Source organism: Bacillus sp. 7894-2 (assembly GCF_002272225.1).
Taxonomy (GTDB): domain Bacteria; phylum Bacillota; class Bacilli; order Bacillales; family Cytobacillaceae; genus Cytobacillus.
The window spans coordinates 32040-47948 of record NZ_NPDG01000015.1; the positions used below are offsets into that span (position 1 = coordinate 32040).

Below are 15909 nucleotides of genomic sequence, written 5' to 3' on the forward strand. Positions count from 1 at the left end.
AACCGGTCTCCCCATTGGAGGCCGGTTTTATTTGTATTGTCTGATTCCCTTGCTTCCCTTTGTCATTTCTTCCATTACATTGATAAAAAATCCGAATCCGAAAAGCAGCATGGAAGAAACCATAATGCTTAAGCCGATGGATAATACATACTCGCCTGTGATGCCGCTTACAAAAAAGCTTGAAATAAAAACAATAAAACCTAAAATAATTCCTGCTGCTGTACTATTTCTGAAAAAATGCAATACGCGCTGCTGTTGAAGTGTCATATCCCCATCTCCTTTTATTTAATATTCTAACTATGTTCACAAATTTGTCAAACTTTTTGTCACAAAGTTGTCAAAATAATTTTTGCGTAAAAAAAAGCTCTGCAAGCTGCAAAGCGATTTTCTACTGATATAGCTTTTTAATGTTCTCCAAATCTTTCTTAAGACTGCATATTTCCTGCCGGGTCAGCATGAGCGGCATTTGATCGTAAAGTGTAATGATTTGCCCTCCCTCATCTTCTTCATGAAGGGACAGATAGTTATACAGAGTTTCACATTGATTTTTGTTGAGAACTGACTGGGTACTGAAGCTTTTTACTTTCTGGATTTCAAAGGCACTGGCTTCCACATCAAAAACACCTGTGATAATGTTTCCCTGCAATGTATTGGACAAAGTCTTCACTCCCCTTTTTGAGTAATATACCCATTTTTCAGGAGCAATTTCCCAATATATAAAAAAACCTCTTTGAAATACTTCAAAGAGGCATATATATCATGAAGCATTCTTGTGAGTTTGAAGACTTTCAACCGATTTTCGAATGATTAATCTCGGTGCCGATGAAATAATTAAGACAGCCACGATTGAGCAGAGAATGGCCGCTCCAAGCATGGTTGCGCCGTTTGCCAGGAAGGAAAAGAGGACCGGTGACATCCCTTCAGGTGCATAGCTTCCGAAGAAAAGCACACCTGCTATGAAATGCCAGAAATATCGGGCGAGGCTTCCGATAAATACCGCCACGACCACCCAGCCCAGCGCTTTCTTCTTATTGCCGGTGCGCAGCTGATTTTGGATAACGCGGTAAAACAAACCGGCAAATCCAATACAGGCAAATGCCACAAAATACTCGATAAATGCCTGAAGCGGAGTGGCAATCCAGGCATCCCCCATGGCAATCTGCAAAATCCCCCATAAGAGGCCTGCAATGAAGCTGACCTTAAAGCCCCACCTGAAAGCCAGAATGAAAATGGGAATCATCGCGGCAGATATGGAAATGGATGGCGACAGCTTGATGGATGGCAGAAAATCAAGAATGATAGCAAAGGCAGCAAAGAACGAAGCCTCTATCATTGCAATTAACCTTAATTTCTTCATAAAAAAATCCCCCTTTAGTCTCGTGACGATACCCCAAGGGAGAACAAGCAGGCAGAAAGTTATATCTGCCTATCATTCCACATTCCTGCGCTAGCATTAACTAACAGGTTCAAAGGGTCAGAACAGCGAACTGTTCACTCTCAGCGATATGCTCCCCTTGTGGCACGTTATTGAATTATCCGCTTTTAGTATATATGAAATGAGTAAGAGTGAAAAGTGGTCCCTGGTGAAAATTTTTTAAATATATCAAACAGGTACCTCCCTGCCTGTCACAATTTTTTCACAAATCAATAGCCTCTGAACGCTGTTGTAGCACACTTTCTAGCAGATAAAATTATTTTTCCATAATTTACAACGTTTAAAAAGTGTAAAACCCTGTATTTAACAATTTTAATTTCTTATAATGTAGATATGTTCAATGAGGAGGGAAATAGTTGAAATCACGTCTTAAGAAGCCTTCGACGATTATTTCTATTGCATTGGTAGTCACGGTGATTTTGGCTGCGGTTATTTGGACCGTACAAGCAGGAAAAAAGGATGTGACTGTCCCGTTCTCTTCTGTGGAAAAAATTATAGCTTCCCAGGATGGAAAGACTGTTGCAGTACAGGAATATAAAAATGGAAAACTTCTGATAACAGCTCCTGACGGAGAGTACATCTCCCATGTGCCTCCCAACAGTGAGATGGTTGATAAATTAGTAGAAACCTATAATATACAATATTCGTTCGCAAACACAGGACCTTTAACCCCCTGGATTCTGGGCGGTGTAGTCCTTTTGTTCATTGCCGTTGGAATTTACCTGTTTAAATCAGGAAAAGGCGGAATGGGCGCTACAAATACAATGAAGCAAAGTGTCTCGAAGCCTAAAGCCCTGCCTACTATTTCGCTTGAAGATGTTGGCGGGATCCAGGAAGAAATGAAAGAGGAAATCATGCAGACTCTATCCATTTTAAAAGAACCTGAGCGCTCTTTAAAAATGGGGATCAAGCCGCCGAAGGGAATTCTCTTATACGGACCTCCCGGAACGGGAAAAACCCTGCTGGCTCAGGCAATTGCCAAGGAGCTTGGAGCAACTTTCTTCTCAACAAGCGGTTCCGGGTTTAATGAATTATTCGTAGGTGTTGGTGCATCCCGTGTCAGAAACCTTTTCCAGAATGCCAGAAAGCATGCTCCTGCTGTCGTCTTCATTGACGAAGTAGATGCACTTGCAGGACGAAGAAAGCAGCATGGCGGAGAAGAAAGTGAAAAAACATTAACTGAACTGCTGGTCCAGCTTGACGGCGGACATTCCAATGATGGAATATTATTTATTGCCGCCACAAACCGGAAGGATATGCTCGACGAAGCATTCCTGCGTCCTGGACGAATTGACTTCTCTTTCAATGTCCCTCTTCCAGATACAAAGGGTCGGAGAGAGATCATCAATATCCATACGAGAAATAGATTGCTGGCTGAAGATGTTATGACAACTCTGGGCGATCTTGCAGAAAGCACTTCCGGATTTTCAGGCGCAGATCTTCATTCCCTTTTCGAAACGGCAAGCCGCAGAGCAGTCCGAAACGGCCAGGAAATTATTTCAAAAGAAGATTTGGATTACGCTCTGGACCGTACCATTTTGGGAACGACCACACGTGCATTGCAAGATGCCGGAACGAAGCAGCGGGTTGCAATCCATGAAGCAGGCCATGCCTTAGTGGCTGCCTTAACAAAACCGGGTTCCGTCCGGAAAGCAACCATCATTCCGCGTGGCGAAGCCCTTGGGTATGTAGCTCCTATTCAAAAAGAACTTCACTTATCGACAACAAGTGAATTGCTTGACCAGGTCGCGATGATACTCGCCGGCGGTGTATCAGAACGAATGATTCTTGGCGAGCACAGCATTGGGGTGAGCGGTGATGTTAAACAAGCGAAGCATATCATAGAGCAAATGGTTGATACAGGGTTACTTGATAACGGCTTCGAGCTTACTTTCAACAAAGGACAAAAAGAAGCTAAAATGCAGGATCTATTCCAAAAAGCATTAGAAAGATGCGAATTGATTATCGCCAATCATCAGCCTCAATTTGAGAAACTGGTAGAAGCCCTTCTGGAAAAAGAAACATTGGAAGGCAGCGAAGTCCAGGAGCTTGCTGGAGAATTGAAGGCAGAATTGGTTATAGCATGATCGGAATCGGCCCCTTCTCATAGGGCCGGTTTTATTTGGTCTTTTATTAGTTTTATATAATAATGTTATGTAAACTAATCTTGGAAGCCTCCATACCTTATGAAGGCTTTTCCTGTTACCCCCTGCCTGATGCTCTTCCTCTAATAAAGTTAACCACAATGATGATCGCTGCTATTACCAGCAGAATATGAATAATGCCTCCAGCTACTTTAAATATTAATCCGAGAATCCATAATACAAGCAGAATACCTGCTAAGGTCCAAAGCATACAGGTCACCCCTTCCCTTTTGATTTATTCCTTACATACCCCTTTATACTCAAGATAATGCCTTAATTGCTGAAATACTGACATTGTTATGTTTTGCAATGGATAGTTATTTTACTCCTGAAAGTTTTTCAAATACCCGTATTTTTCATAAGAAGTATCTGCATCCTTTCACCGTCTTTGCATATACTATATTCACGGTCGCCCACCTCTTCTAAACGCCATCGTTGCGGGACTAACCAGACCGGAATGTGGGCGGCCACCTGTATAGGTGACAGGTACCTATACCACCACTAGACCACTTTCACACACGCCATTAAAGCTGCAAACCGTTTAGGGGTTGCAGCTTTTATTTTTAAGGTCCGTCATCAATCAGTTCGTAGCCTGGAATCAGTTCTGACAGCGGCACAATTTGAGCTTTTTCTTTATATACAGGTATATACTCTTTTAGCACACTAACCATCTTTGTACCTGTGATGCCGACATGGCCGATTGCGATGATGCGTTCGTTTTTCACAAGCTTTTCAGCAAGTCTGTCTGCCTGTTTTGTGATATGTGCTGTCGTGTAAATATCATCGAAGAAAATATTGTTTTCGACATAAGGGACACCTATTTCATTTGCCAGCTTGCCGACGACGCTTTTTCCGGTTGTTTTGCTGTCAAGATAAAATAAACCATGTTCTTTACATACTTCAAGGACAACTCTCATGACCCGTTCATTTTCAGTGGCACTTGAACCCATATGATGATTCATGCCGACCGCATGGGGCACTTCTTTAATGGCGCTCTCTACTCTGCTGCGGATTTCTTCATCTGTTAAATCTGTTGTGATGGCCCCCGGACCAAGCCAGCTGCTTTTTCCTCTTTTCGGCTCCATCGGCATATGAATGATGACTTCATGCCCATTTTTATTTGCCAATTCTGCATCTTCTTTTGTCGTTGGCATGAAGGGCATGATGGCAGCTGTCAAGGTCACCGGCAGTTCCATCATTTCTTTTGTTCCCTTCATATTGTTCCCAAGATCGTCAATGACAATGGCCAACTCAGGTTTTTGGGAAGCAGCACTTATGGGAGTTCCCACACTTCCGAATGAAAAAATCAATACAAATATGCTGAAGTATCTTTTCATTTTTCCATCCTCCTTTGCGCTAGCATTCCCTAGATCCATGAATCAGTTCCAATACAAAAACTGCCAGGAATGAAGCCTGGCAGTTCCCTATTTCTTATGCATTTTAAACTCAAGGAAGAGCTCATTATAATATGAAAGCATCCTTTTTCCGAGGTTCTCATAAACCTCCAGCCGTGCTGTCATTTCTTCATCAGGATAAAAGCGTTCGTCTGAGATTGTTTCTTCGTCCATATAGTTCAGTGCCTCTTTATTTGGCGTTGAATATCCGACGTATTCTGTATTTTGAGCCGCATTTTCCGGGTCAAGCATGAAATTCATGAACTGGTGGGCCGCTTCCGGATTTTTGGCAGTCTTAGGGATGACCATATTATCAAACCAGAGATTGGAGCCTTCTTCCGGAACTACATATTCAAGATTATCCTTCTCCCACATGAGCTCCTGTGCCGTACCGGACCAAACAACGCCAATGCCGGCTTCATCATTTTCCATCAGCATTCTGATTTCATCACCCACAATGGCCTTAATGTTAGGTGTAAGGCGATCGAGTTTTTCTTTTGCATCGATCAAATGGCTTTTATCTTTGTCATTAAGAGAATAATGAAGACTGTTTAGTCCCATACCCATTACTTCCCTTGCCCCATCAATCAGAAGGATCTGGTTCTTTAACTCAGGATCCCACAGATCATTCCAGCTTGTGATTTTTTTATCACCCAAAATATCGGTGTTATAAAGAATGCCAACTGTGCCCCAAAAATAGGGAATCGAATATGCATTTCCGGGATCAAAAGGCAGGTCAATAAAACGCTGATCAATATATTTCAGGTTCGGAATTTTAGAATGATCAACCGGCAGCAGCAGGTCTTCCTCTTTCATTTTTTCAATCGCATATTCTGATGGGACTGCAATATCATAGGCAGTGCCGCCCTGTTCAATTTTTGTCATCATCGCTTCATTGGAATCGAATGTTTCATAGATGACTTTAATGCCTGTTTCCTGTTCGAACTTATCCACCAGTTCTGCATCAATATAATCGCCCCAGTTAAAAATGGTCAATGTATTGCCGCTTGTGTAGCCCTGGGAGGTATTCAGCCCGGAAACGATGTACAACAAGGCGAATGAAACGATTAATACGGCGGCGAGTGCCTGAATAAGCTTCTTCATTGCCTTACCCCCATTCCATTCGGCTTCTCATTGAGCTTTGTAATAAAGTAATAGCCTGTAACCAGAATGATAGTAAATAGGAAAAGCAAAGCGGATAAAGCATTGATATTTAATGAAACTCCCCTTCTTGCCAGAGAATAAATCTCAACAGACAAAGTGGTAAAGCCATTGCCTGTAACAAAGAAAGTGACGGCAAAATCATCCAGGGAATAGGTCAGGGCCATAAAAAAGCCTGCGAAAACTCCAGGAGTGATATAAGGGAGTATGACCTTAGTCAGTACATCCAATCTGCTGGCCCCAAGATCCATAGCAGCATAAATCATCGATGTGCTCATTTCTTCAATCTTAGGCAAAACCATCAGGACGACAATCGGAACACTGAAGGCAATGTGTGCCAGTAAAACAGATACAAACCCAAGCTTAAGACCGATCATCGTAAAGAGAATTAAAAACGACGCGCCAATAATGACATCCGGACTGACAATCAGCACATTATTCAGTGATAGCAGCGTGTTTTTTACTTTTCGTTTTCGTGCATAAGCAATTGCAAGTGCCCCGGCCACTCCAATGATGGTGGATATCGCTGCAGATAAAAGAGCAATAATCACAGTGTTCAGGACAATAATGAGCAATCGGGTATCCGCAAACAGCTCCCGATACCAATCCAAAGTAAATCCTTCGAACTGATACATGGTTCCTCCGCTGTTGAAGGAATAAAATATTAAGTAAAAGATCGGGGCGTACAGGATGATAAAGATAAGAGCCAAATAAACTGCCGGCCATTTCCTGTTATTTTTCATTTATAGGATCCCCCGCTTTCTTCTGCCTGTCAGCACCATAATGAGCACCATGGCAATAATCAGGAAGACGGCAATGGTAGAGCCCATTCCCCAATCCTGTGTTACAAGAAAGTGCTGCTCAATGGCGGTTCCAAGAGTGATGACACGGTTTCCTGCAATCAGTCTTGTCAGCATGAATAATGATAAAGCAGGGATAAAGACAATCTGGCATCCTGCTTTCACGCCATCCAGTGTCAATGGAAAGATAACACGCTTGAATGTTACCCAGGAAGACCCGCCCAGATCATTGGAAGCATCCAAAAGCGTTGGATTCAATTCATCCAAAGAATTAAATATTGGCAATATCATAAAAGGAAGAAAAATATAGACCGACACAAAAATAAAGCTGAAATCCGTAAACAGGATTTGTCTTCCGCCGATTCCCACCGCTTCCAGAAAGCTATTCGCAGCGCCATATGTCCCGAAGATTCCAAGGAAAGCATAGGCTTTCAAAAGCAGATTAATCCAGGATGGCAGGATGATCAATAACAGCCATAGCTGCTTATGCTTTGTTTTTGTAAGCAAGTAGGCAGTCGGATAAGCGATCAGCAATGAAAAAAACGTAATTAAAAAGGCGTACCAAAAGGAGCTTAGGGTCATTTTTAAATACACGGGCGTAAAGAATTTCCGATAATTCTCAAATGTGAAATGCCCTTCAATATCAAAGAATGAATAATACAGAACTAGAAGCAATGGTGTTACAACAAAGAGGGCAATCCAAAGCACATAAGGTATCAAATAAAAATTGCGGGAATTAGTTCTCATGGCTTCCCTCTTCATAAGCTTCTAATCGCTTATCAAATTCCTCTTCGGTTTCACCATGTCTCATGACATGAATCGCTTCAGGGTCGAAATACAGACCAATTTGATCCCGAACGGTCGCCTTTTTGGTTGAGTGGACGAGCCATTCATTTCCATCGCTGTCATAGCAGCTGATCTCATAATGCACTCCCCTGAATAGCTGGGAGTCAACTTTAACCTTCAGCTTCCCATCATCCGGGGCTGTAATAGCGAGATCTTCAGGCCGGATCACGATCTCAACCTCTTCATTGGGCTCAAAGCCTCCGTCAACACACTCAAATAACTTCCCGGCAAACTGGACCTGATAATCCTTGATCATCGTTCCGGCAACAATATTGGATTCACCAATAAAATCAGCTACAAAGCGATTGATCGGCTCGTCATAAATATCAGTAGGAGTGCCGCTCTGCTCAATGCTTCCGCTGTTAAGCACGAAGATTTCATCTGACATGGCCAGTGCTTCCTCCTGATCATGTGTAACGAATATAAACGTGATGCCAAGATTCCTCTGCAGCTCCCTAAGCTCATACTGCATTTCGGTCCGCAGCTTCAGGTCAAGTGCGGATAGGGGCTCATCCAGGAGAATGACCTCAGGCTCATTGACAATGGCTCTTGCGATGGCAACACGCTGGCGCTGCCCTCCTGACATTTCTCTAATTTCCCGGTTTTCATAGCCTTCAAGGTTTACAAACTTCAGTGCTTCTTTTACTTTTTTCTCAATCTCCGCTTTCTTCATCTTTTTGATTTTTAAGCCGAATGCAATATTTTCAAATACGTTCAGATGCGGAAACAGGGCATAATCCTGGAAAACCGTGTTTACTTGTCTTTTGTTTGCAGGAACATGATTAATGATTTTCCCATTAAAATAAATATCCCCTTCAGACGGTTCAGTAAAGCCGGCAATCAGCCGCAATATCGTCGTTTTCCCGCAGCCCGATGGCCCTAACAGGGTATAGAACTTCCCGCGTTCAATTTCAAAGCTGACATCTTCTAAAACTGGCGGGTCATTATCATATCTTTTTGTCACCGAATTAAAACGGATAATGGTGTTATCTGTCATCTAACTCTCCCTATCTATAGAAATTTACAGCACGTATGCCTTGTTAAGTTTAAACGTATAATATCATATATTGCACGAAATCTGTCATATATTGCAATTACTATACAAAAATAACCCCGCATTTTGTATGCGGGATTACGTCTGCTATACTCCCCGCTTATTGCCCCATACATAGGTATGCAGCTGCGGAAGTACTTTCACATCTGTCAGCTCATTGTCATGAATCGTTTTTTCAATAAGCCAGTCATATTTATCCAGGAGTCTTTGGAGTAAATCCCGGTCATCTGCTGTTACCGTATCATCATTCCCAACCTGCAGATAAAACGGAACCCCCTGATAGCGCTTATGAACGTCTTTTGCATATTCATAATCCGCATCATCAAAAACAACGATCTTCAGAGAGAACTGCTGATCTACCCTTCTGCTGGTCTGCAGTTTATTCACGATCAGATCAAGCACTTCAAAGTCCGTATTCATGCCTGAACTCGGCGGCTTTGGGGACAAGGTCAGTTCATCAATTTCATAAAACCAATCCTGCCAGCGGCTTCCCTGTGTTTCGAGGCAGAGCTTAATTCGTTCAGCTTTTAGCAGAGAAATAAATTCACCTAAATTTTTCAGAAGAGCCGGATTGCCGCCTGAGATGGTTACGAAAGAAAATCCATCCCCGCCGAGTTCTTTAAGCTCCTTCCAAATTTCATCCGGTTCCATCTGGCGGATGCTGTCCTTCGCACTGCCATCCCAGGTAAAAGAGGAATCACACCAGCTGCAGGAATAATCACATCCAGCTGTTCGGACGAACATCGTTTTCTGGCCGATCACCATTCCTTCCCCCTGAATGGTCGGCCCGAAGATTTCCAGAACAGGAATTTTACTCAACCTCCATCCACTCCCTTCTGGCTTCCGCATAGCTTGTAGGAGTTTCAAAAAGGCGCACAAATTCAACTCTTGCTCCGTCATATTGCTCTTTTCTGTTTTGCAGGCTTTCTGTCATTTTTTCATAAATCCAGACAACCATATTCTCGGCTGTCGTATTCATAGGTGGCAGCGTTTCATTGAGGTACTTATGGTCAAGGTATATCTCAATCTCATTTTTCCAGATTTCTTTTATGTCGCCGAAGTCAATCATTAACCCTCTGTCATCCACGAATCCGCTTATGCCAAAAATCACCTTATAGGTGTGGCCGTGCAGGTTTTTGCATTTGCCTTCATAGCAATGGAGATGATGGGCTGAATCAAAAGTGAATTCCTTGCTGACCATTACACGCTTATGGTGGTATTTCAGCTGATCCGGCTTAATGTCTTCATTAATCTTCTGAAGTTTTTCAACAATCCTGAAACCGTACATGGCTTAAAGCTCCCCCTTTTCGCTGAGGTATTCTTCAAGGCCCTTTTGTCTTAAATGGCAGGCAGGACACTCACCGCAGCCATCTGCCGGAATGCCGTTGTAGCATGTCAGCGTATTTTTACGCACATACTCAAGGGCATCCAAGTCATCTGCAAGCTTCCATGTCTCAGCTTTATTAAGCCACATTAAAGGCGTATGGATCACAAACTGCCCATCCATCGACAGGTTCAGTGTGACATTAAGTGATTTTATAAACATATCCCGGCAATCAGGGTAGCCGCTGAAATCTGTCTCGCACACCCCTGTAATAATATGCCTTGCATTGATTTGACTCGCAAGCACACCGGCAAAGGACAGGAATAAAAGGTTTCTCCCGGGTACAAATGTGGATGGTAGTTCGCCCTTCTCTCCATCCTTTACTTCGATATCATCACGGGTCAGTGCATTTGGGGCAAGCTGATTCAAAAGGGACATATCAAGGATATGATGCCTGATATCCAGATCTTTTGCTATATGCTGGGCACATTCAATTTCAAGCTTATGCCGCTGATTATAATTAAAAGTGACTGCTTCCACCTCGGCAAAACGTTCTTTTGCCCAGAATAAGCAGGTTGTACTGTCCTGGCCGCCGCTGAAAACAACGAGCGCTTTATCATTTTTCATAAAAAAATTCTCCTTTAACATAGAAAAACAGGACCACTAAGAAAGCAGACCTGTTTTCCTTAGTTTTTTAAAGAGGGTAGCTAGAACCTCTACCGTGTACACGGATTTTCTATTGAACTATCAGTTTATATTATCATCTTTACCGGAGTTTTAGAAGATGTTACTTATAATGAGATAAAAAGTTTTATAATTCTAAATCATGAAAAAGATTAATTTTCTGAATCTGCCTCCAGCAGGTCCCAGGCTGTAATGATGCCTTTTGGTTTTTCAGTCGGCTTTCCATTCTCGGTTACAATGATTCCTTCAAGCTTTTCATTTTTATTTCTGCTCTCCTCAAACATATCCTCCAAATCGAAAATGGAAGTATTCGGTGCGGCAAAGGCTATTTGGTGCTTCGATTTCTTGTTGAAAAGCTCTTTGATTTTCACCTTTTTCAGCTGAATCGTTTCTTCCGTAAAATGCTCAGCCATCCATTTTACGATATCTGCCGATGTTAGCAGCCAGGAATATTCCTCTTCGCGCGAATAAATGGGGAACTGGGAATGCGAAAATTTATTGATAATGGCCAGTACATCTGAAAGCTTGCCATCTTCATAAAAATAAAATACGGGTGTGGCAGCAATCGACATCGCGGTTTTGGGCTTTTCAAAATGGCCGGCAATCAGTTCAATTTTTTCCACCGTTTCAAGGTGAGGTTCTGCTATATAATAATCCAGATCAATTTTTTCATGTACAATAGCATTTCTCAGTTTGGCAAACTGATGTAAATCATCCTCATATAATCGAATCAGCGAATGGTTTTTCTGTATTTCAATCAGCTTGTAAAATCTGTCTGTTCGGGCTTGTTTAGCAGATTGTTTCAAGGCCTTGTGAATGCGGTTAAAGGCAGCCTCGAATCTTTCTGATAAGTTCATTTTTATTTCTGTACCCACAATAATCTCTCCCTAATTCATAATGTCCCTACTTTATTCCCATATTAGAGAACAAAATAAACTATGAAGATTCTGGTTCGCCTTCCGGCAGAATAATTTGCACAAATAGAATTTTCAATCTATTATATGATATTATATTGTTTAGCTGAAGACGTTGCATAAATATATAAGTTTACTAATATTTTTTTACGTCTTAACGTGAATAAATATAGATTTCCCTTATTTTCGAAAAGAATAATATGTGTATTTCGTTTCGGTGAAAATGGATTTTTATTATTATTAAATAATATTTTTACAACCTTCAGTTCCTTACATTTATTTCGAAAGCAGGTGAAATAATGCTATACACTGTACATCCTTTAGGAGACAATGCTGTTCTAATTGAACTTGGGAACGAAATCTGTGAGGATGCACATCAAAAAGTGCAGACACTGACAGCCTTTCTCGAGAAACATCCTCCAGAATGGATGATAGAATACATACCAGCTTACACGACCGTTACTGTTTTTTATAATCCATTTGAGATCTATCAGCATTCAAATGGAGAACTTCCACTTGACTACATATGTTCTCTCATAAAACCGCTTATGGAAGAGCTGGGTGAAAATAAGGCAATGGAAGCAAGAGTTGTCGAAATACCGGTTTGCTATGGAGGAGAATTCGGCCCTGATCTTGATTATGTTGCCGAACATAACGGACTTACCCCTGATGAAGTAATAGACATTCACTCTTCAGGCAGCTATCTGGTCTATATGATCGGCTTTGCGCCAGGGTTTCCTTTTATCGGCGGAATGTCAGAACAAATTGCCGCACCAAGACGGGATACACCACGGTTAAAAATTCCCGAGCGTACAGTTGGGATTGCCGGGATGCAGACCGGGATTTACCCGATCGAGACGCCAGGAGGCTGGCAGCTGATCGGCCGCACTCCTGTTCAGCTGTTTCGCCCATTGGATGAATCCCCCACCTTGTTAAAAGCTGGCGATAAAATTAAATTCAAGCCAATCAGTCTGGAAGAATACCATCATTGGGAGGAGAGGGATCAATGATTAAAGTGTTAAAGCCTGGACTCCTTTCAAGCATCCAGGATCTGGGGAGAACCGGCTATCAGAAGTTTGGCGTCATAGCCAGCGGAGCCATGGATCCTTTTTCGCATCGGATGGCCAATCTGCTGTCCGGAAATGAGGAAAATGATCCTGCCTTGGAAATAACAATGATGGGCCCAACCCTGACATTTGAAGAAGCCACGTTAATTTCAATCTGCGGCGGAGACCTTTCCCCTTTGATCAATGGCCAGCCTATTCGGACATGGCGGTCCATTTTTGTGAAAAAAGGCAGTGAACTTAAATTCGGGGGATGTCAAAAAGGGTGCCGGGCCTATCTGGCTGTTTCCGGCGGCTTTTCCGTTCCGGAAGTAATGAACAGTAGATCCACCTACCTCCGCGCTGGTATTGGAGGCTTCAAAGGCAGAGCATTAAAGGCTGGAGATGTGCTGGAGACCGGCAAACCTTCCCTCCAGTCTTTGAAAATGGAGGACTATTTGTCTAAGCAGCTCCATGATAAAACTTTTGTGGAAAACGACTGGGGCATTGCTTCAAAACTCATTCCGGAAACTATAGGGAATCCGGAAATCAGGATTACCAGGGGACGTCAATTTGATTTATTTACCCATGAAAGCAGGATTCAGCTTTTTAATCACGCATTTGAGGTGACCGCCCAATCGGACAGGATGGGATACAGATTGAAGGGTACTTCCCTCGCGCTGTCAGAGCATGCTGAACAAATTTCTGAGGCTGTTAATTTCGGTTCCATTCAGGTTCCGCCGGATGGGAATCCGATTGTCCTGCTTGCTGACAGGCAGACAACCGGCGGTTATCCGAAAATTGGACAGGTTGCGGCTGTCGATCTTCCCCTTCTGGCGCAGGCTAAACCCGGGGACGCCTTACGGTTTAAAGAAATATCAAATGGACAGGCGCAGCAGTTACTCATAAAGAGAGAACTGAAATTAAAGGAATTAAAACAAGGGATATCTTTAAAAACCAGAGGAGGAAATTAACATGCACATTGTAGACATTAACTGTGATATGGGAGAAAGCTTTGGTTCCTACAAGATGGGACGCGATGAGGAAATCCTGGACCACATCACCTCAGCCAATATCGCCTGCGGCTTCCATGCCGGAGACCCGGCGACTATGCGAAAAACAGTCAGATTGGCGCTTGAGAAAAATGTTGGCCTGGGTGTCCATCCGGGACTCCAGGACCTGCACGGGTTCGGCCGCAGGGATATTAGTATTACACCTCAGGAAGCCTATGACCTGGTAGTTTACCAAATTGGCGCTTTATATGCTTTTGTTAAATCAGAAGGCGGTAAGCTTCAGCATGTTAAACCGCACGGCGCACTGTTCAACATGGCCTCAAAAAGCGCAACATTATCGGAAGCAATCGCAGAAGCTGTTTACAAAGTGGACCCAGAACTGATTCTGTTCGGTCTCTCAGGGGGCGAATTGGTTAAAGCCGGCAGGAAAATTGGCCTCCGTTCTGCCAATGAAGTGTTTTCGGACCGGACCTACCAGGAGGACGGATCGCTTACGTCAAGACGGGAAAGCAATGCACTGATTACAGATCACAGCGCTGCTGCTAATCAGGTAATCCGCATGGTCAAGGAAGGAAAAGTTCACTCTGTACAAGGCACTGATGTTTCCATTGAGGCCAATACGATCTGCATCCACGGTGACGGGGAAAGTGCTCTTGAATTTGCCCAGTATATTCCGAAGGCATTGAATGAAGCTGGTATCCAGGTGGCAAAAATCAGTGAGTTTTTGAAATAAAACTGGTATAGATGGGGTTAATGAAAAATTGGTGACTTGTTAAGCGCGGATCGCATTTATGGTGTAATAGTACCATTCATGCCGGATTAGGCAGCTCAAACGGCACTAATCACCATCTTCAGCGCGAACAGCATAATAAAATAACCATTAATTGAACTATTGGGGGAAAATGAATGAAAAAGCAATCTAATGCCAGTCTGTTGCTTGGCGCTGCTTTCCTTATGGCTACCTCTGCCATTGGACCAGGCTTCCTGACTCAGACGACCGTTTTTACAGAAACCCTGCTTGCGAGCTTCGGGTTTGTCATTTTAATCTCTATTATTATTGATATTGGTGCACAGATGAATATCTGGCGCATCATCGCTGTGTCTGAAAAACGCGCACAGGATATTGCCAATGATGTTCTCCCGGGCCTCGGGTATTTCCTTGCTGCCCTGATTGTCATGGGCGGATTGGCTTTTAATATCGGGAATATTGCAGGTGCCGGCTTAGGTACTAATGTTATATTCGGCATTTCGCCTGAATTAGGCGCCCTTTTAAGCGGAATTTTGGCGATTGGCATTTTTCTTGTAAAAGAAGCGGGAAAATTAATGGACCGCTTCACACAGATTTTAGGATTTGTCATGATTGGGCTTACTCTTTATGTCATGTTCACGGCACAGCCTCCTGTTGGTGAAGCTGTCGTCAAAACGTTTGTTCCGGATAAAATTGATATCCTGGCCATTATTACACTTGTCGGCGGTACGGTCGGCGGCTATATCACTTTTGCCGGCGGCCATCGCCTGATTGATGCAGGTGTCAAAGGAAAAGAAGCTCTTCCTGAAGTCACAAAGAGCTCTGTGAGTGCAATCGGGATTGCTTCCATTATGCGTATCTTCCTTTTCCTTGCAGCACTTGGTGTAGTGTCACAGGGGGTGGCACTCGACCCATCCAACCCGCCAGCTTCTGTCTTCCAGCTGGCTGCGGGCAATATTGGATATAAGATGTTTGGGGTCGTTATGTGGGCAGCCGCCATTACTTCTGTAGTGGGTGCAGCCTATACCTCAGTCTCATTTATTCGCACATTGAGCCCTTCTATTGAAAAATATCATAAATGGGTGATTGTCGGTTTTATTGCCGTTTCTACATTTGTCTTTGTTTTAATTGGAAAGCCGGTAAAAATACTGGTTTTAGTAGGTTCGTTAAACGGTCTCATCCTGCCGATCGCATTAGGTGTCATGCTGATTGCTGCCTATAAAACCAAAATTGTCGGCGATTATAAGCATCCGCTCTGGATGACTCTATTCGGAGTCATTATCGTGATTGCCATGTCTTACATGGGGGTTTACTCATTAATCAATGGAATCCCTGAGCTATTTAAATAA

At 43.0% G+C, this 15909-nt stretch carries 18 protein-coding genes and 2 riboswitches; of the genes, 5 read left to right on the top strand and 13 right to left on the bottom strand.

The features are described from left to right. Window positions 1-27: 27 nt before the first annotated feature. The 3 genes from CHI10_RS03125 to thiT form a co-directional block, all read right to left on the bottom strand. Window positions 28-267 (bottom strand): hypothetical protein, encoded by a 240-nt coding sequence (locus CHI10_RS03125; RefSeq protein WP_095242853.1) that lies wholly within the window; start codon window positions 265-267, stop codon window positions 28-30. A 121-nt stretch (window positions 268-388) separates the two neighbouring features. Continuing rightward, window positions 389-658, bottom strand: coding sequence for a hypothetical protein (locus CHI10_RS03130; RefSeq protein WP_095242855.1), 270 nt, complete (start codon window positions 656-658; stop codon window positions 389-391). A gap of 99 nt (window positions 659-757) precedes the next feature. Further along, the gene (thiT, locus tag CHI10_RS03135) at window positions 758-1357 is read right to left on the bottom strand and encodes an energy-coupled thiamine transporter ThiT (protein WP_095242857.1); all 600 of its coding nucleotides are present in this window, start codon (window positions 1355-1357) and stop codon (window positions 758-760) included. A gap of 65 nt (window positions 1358-1422) precedes the next feature. After that, window positions 1423-1525, bottom strand: a riboswitch (TPP riboswitch). Window positions 1526-1791: 266 nt separating this feature from the next. On the opposite strand from thiT, the gene CHI10_RS03140 reads away from it, so the two are divergent. Next, a complete protein-coding gene (locus CHI10_RS03140; protein WP_095242858.1) occupies window positions 1792-3522 on the top strand; it encodes an AAA family ATPase in 1731 nt (576 codons plus the stop codon). A gap of 115 nt (window positions 3523-3637) precedes the next feature. On the opposite strand, the gene CHI10_RS22115 is transcribed toward CHI10_RS03140, so the two are convergent. The 10 genes from CHI10_RS22115 to CHI10_RS03185 form a co-directional block, all read right to left on the bottom strand. Next, window positions 3638-3790: a lmo0937 family membrane protein gene (locus tag CHI10_RS22115; RefSeq protein WP_113880971.1), complete on the bottom strand. Its 153-nt coding sequence runs from the start codon at window positions 3788-3790 to the stop codon at window positions 3638-3640. 352 nt (window positions 3791-4142) lie between these two features. Next, window positions 4143-4916: a divergent polysaccharide deacetylase family protein gene (locus CHI10_RS03145; RefSeq protein ID WP_095242860.1), complete on the bottom strand. Its 774-nt coding sequence runs from the start codon at window positions 4914-4916 to the stop codon at window positions 4143-4145. 87 nt (window positions 4917-5003) lie between these two features. After that, window positions 5004-6077, bottom strand: coding sequence for an ABC transporter substrate-binding protein (locus CHI10_RS03150; protein WP_095242862.1), 1074 nt, complete (start codon window positions 6075-6077; stop codon window positions 5004-5006). After that, window positions 6074-6877, bottom strand: a complete 804-nt coding sequence (locus CHI10_RS03155) for an ABC transporter permease (RefSeq protein WP_095242864.1) — start codon at window positions 6875-6877, stop codon at window positions 6074-6076. Before CHI10_RS03155 ends, CHI10_RS03150 begins: the two co-directional genes overlap by 4 nt. After that, complete coding sequence (locus tag CHI10_RS03160; protein WP_095242866.1) at window positions 6878-7681, bottom strand: ABC transporter permease; 804 nt, start codon at window positions 7679-7681, stop codon at window positions 6878-6880. It abuts the gene before it with no gap. Further along, the gene (locus CHI10_RS03165) at window positions 7671-8777 is read right to left on the bottom strand and encodes an ABC transporter ATP-binding protein (RefSeq protein ID WP_095242868.1); all 1107 of its coding nucleotides are present in this window, start codon (window positions 8775-8777) and stop codon (window positions 7671-7673) included. The genes CHI10_RS03160 and CHI10_RS03165 overlap by 11 nt, the downstream gene beginning before the upstream one ends. Before the next feature lie 144 nt (window positions 8778-8921). After that, window positions 8922-9653 (bottom strand): 7-carboxy-7-deazaguanine synthase QueE, encoded by a 732-nt coding sequence (queE, locus tag CHI10_RS03170; RefSeq protein ID WP_095242870.1) that lies wholly within the window; start codon window positions 9651-9653, stop codon window positions 8922-8924. After that, window positions 9646-10122, bottom strand: coding sequence for a 6-carboxytetrahydropterin synthase QueD (gene queD, locus CHI10_RS03175; protein WP_095242872.1), 477 nt, complete (start codon window positions 10120-10122; stop codon window positions 9646-9648). Before queD ends, queE begins: the two co-directional genes overlap by 8 nt. 3 nt (window positions 10123-10125) lie before the next feature. After that, window positions 10126-10785 carry a 7-cyano-7-deazaguanine synthase QueC gene (queC, locus tag CHI10_RS03180; protein ID WP_095242874.1) on the bottom strand — a complete coding sequence of 220 codons (660 nt, stop codon included), beginning with the start codon at window positions 10783-10785 and terminating at the stop codon, window positions 10126-10128. Window positions 10786-10838: 53 nt separating this feature from the next. Then, a riboswitch (PreQ1 riboswitch) is annotated at window positions 10839-10881 on the bottom strand. Between the two features lie 113 nt (window positions 10882-10994). Further along, entirely contained in the window at window positions 10995-11717 is a 723-nt protein-coding gene (locus CHI10_RS03185; RefSeq protein ID WP_286136977.1) for a CBS domain-containing protein, read from the bottom strand. Window positions 11718-12055: 338 nt separating this feature from the next. Between CHI10_RS03185 and pxpB the strand changes: the two genes are divergently transcribed. The 4 genes from pxpB (at window position 12056) to CHI10_RS03205 (ending at window position 15909) form a co-directional block, all read left to right on the top strand. Further along, a complete protein-coding gene (pxpB, locus tag CHI10_RS03190) occupies window positions 12056-12766 on the top strand; it encodes a 5-oxoprolinase subunit PxpB (protein WP_095242876.1) in 711 nt (236 codons plus the stop codon). Beyond that, on the top strand, window positions 12763-13773 hold the full coding sequence (locus CHI10_RS03195; RefSeq protein ID WP_095242878.1) for a 5-oxoprolinase subunit C family protein: 1011 nt from the start codon (window positions 12763-12765) through the stop codon (window positions 13771-13773). Before pxpB ends, CHI10_RS03195 begins: the two co-directional genes overlap by 4 nt. Window position 13774: 1 nt before the next feature. After that, window positions 13775-14545 carry a LamB/YcsF family protein gene (locus tag CHI10_RS03200; protein ID WP_095242881.1) on the top strand — a complete coding sequence of 257 codons (771 nt, stop codon included), beginning with the start codon at window positions 13775-13777 and terminating at the stop codon, window positions 14543-14545. Window positions 14546-14718: 173 nt separating this feature from the next. Continuing rightward, complete coding sequence (locus tag CHI10_RS03205) at window positions 14719-15909, top strand: NRAMP family divalent metal transporter (protein ID WP_095242883.1); 1191 nt, start codon at window positions 14719-14721, stop codon at window positions 15907-15909.

What these genes read in the sequence shown, in the direction of transcription:
- queD (WP_095242872.1), bottom strand. Translation starts at nt 10,122, where the DNA reads ATGTACGGTTTCAGGATTGTTGAAAAACTTCAGAAGATTAATGAAGAC.
- CHI10_RS03155 (WP_095242864.1), bottom strand. Translation starts at nt 6,877, where the DNA reads ATGAAAAATAACAGGAAATGGCCGGCAGTTTATTTGGCTCTTATCTTT.
- CHI10_RS03205 (WP_095242883.1), top strand. Translation starts at nt 14,719, where the DNA reads ATGAAAAAGCAATCTAATGCCAGTCTGTTGCTTGGCGCTGCTTTCCTT.
- CHI10_RS03145 (WP_095242860.1), bottom strand. Translation starts at nt 4,916, where the DNA reads ATGAAAAGATACTTCAGCATATTTGTATTGATTTTTTCATTCGGAAGT.
- CHI10_RS03160 (WP_095242866.1), bottom strand. Translation starts at nt 7,681, where the DNA reads ATGAGAACTAATTCCCGCAATTTTTATTTGATACCTTATGTGCTTTGG.
- CHI10_RS03165 (WP_095242868.1), bottom strand. Translation starts at nt 8,777, where the DNA reads ATGACAGATAACACCATTATCCGTTTTAATTCGGTGACAAAAAGATAT.
- CHI10_RS03200 (WP_095242881.1), top strand. Translation starts at nt 13,775, where the DNA reads ATGCACATTGTAGACATTAACTGTGATATGGGAGAAAGCTTTGGTTCC.
- pxpB (WP_095242876.1), top strand. Translation starts at nt 12,056, where the DNA reads ATGCTATACACTGTACATCCTTTAGGAGACAATGCTGTTCTAATTGAA.
- CHI10_RS03195 (WP_095242878.1), top strand. Translation starts at nt 12,763, where the DNA reads ATGATTAAAGTGTTAAAGCCTGGACTCCTTTCAAGCATCCAGGATCTG.
- CHI10_RS03150 (WP_095242862.1), bottom strand. Translation starts at nt 6,077, where the DNA reads ATGAAGAAGCTTATTCAGGCACTCGCCGCCGTATTAATCGTTTCATTC.
- CHI10_RS22115 (WP_113880971.1), bottom strand. Translation starts at nt 3,790, where the DNA reads ATGCTTTGGACCTTAGCAGGTATTCTGCTTGTATTATGGATTCTCGGA.
- thiT (WP_095242857.1), bottom strand. Translation starts at nt 1,357, where the DNA reads ATGAAGAAATTAAGGTTAATTGCAATGATAGAGGCTTCGTTCTTTGCT.
- queC (WP_095242874.1), bottom strand. Translation starts at nt 10,785, where the DNA reads ATGAAAAATGATAAAGCGCTCGTTGTTTTCAGCGGCGGCCAGGACAGT.
- CHI10_RS03125 (WP_095242853.1), bottom strand. Translation starts at nt 267, where the DNA reads ATGACACTTCAACAGCAGCGCGTATTGCATTTTTTCAGAAATAGTACA.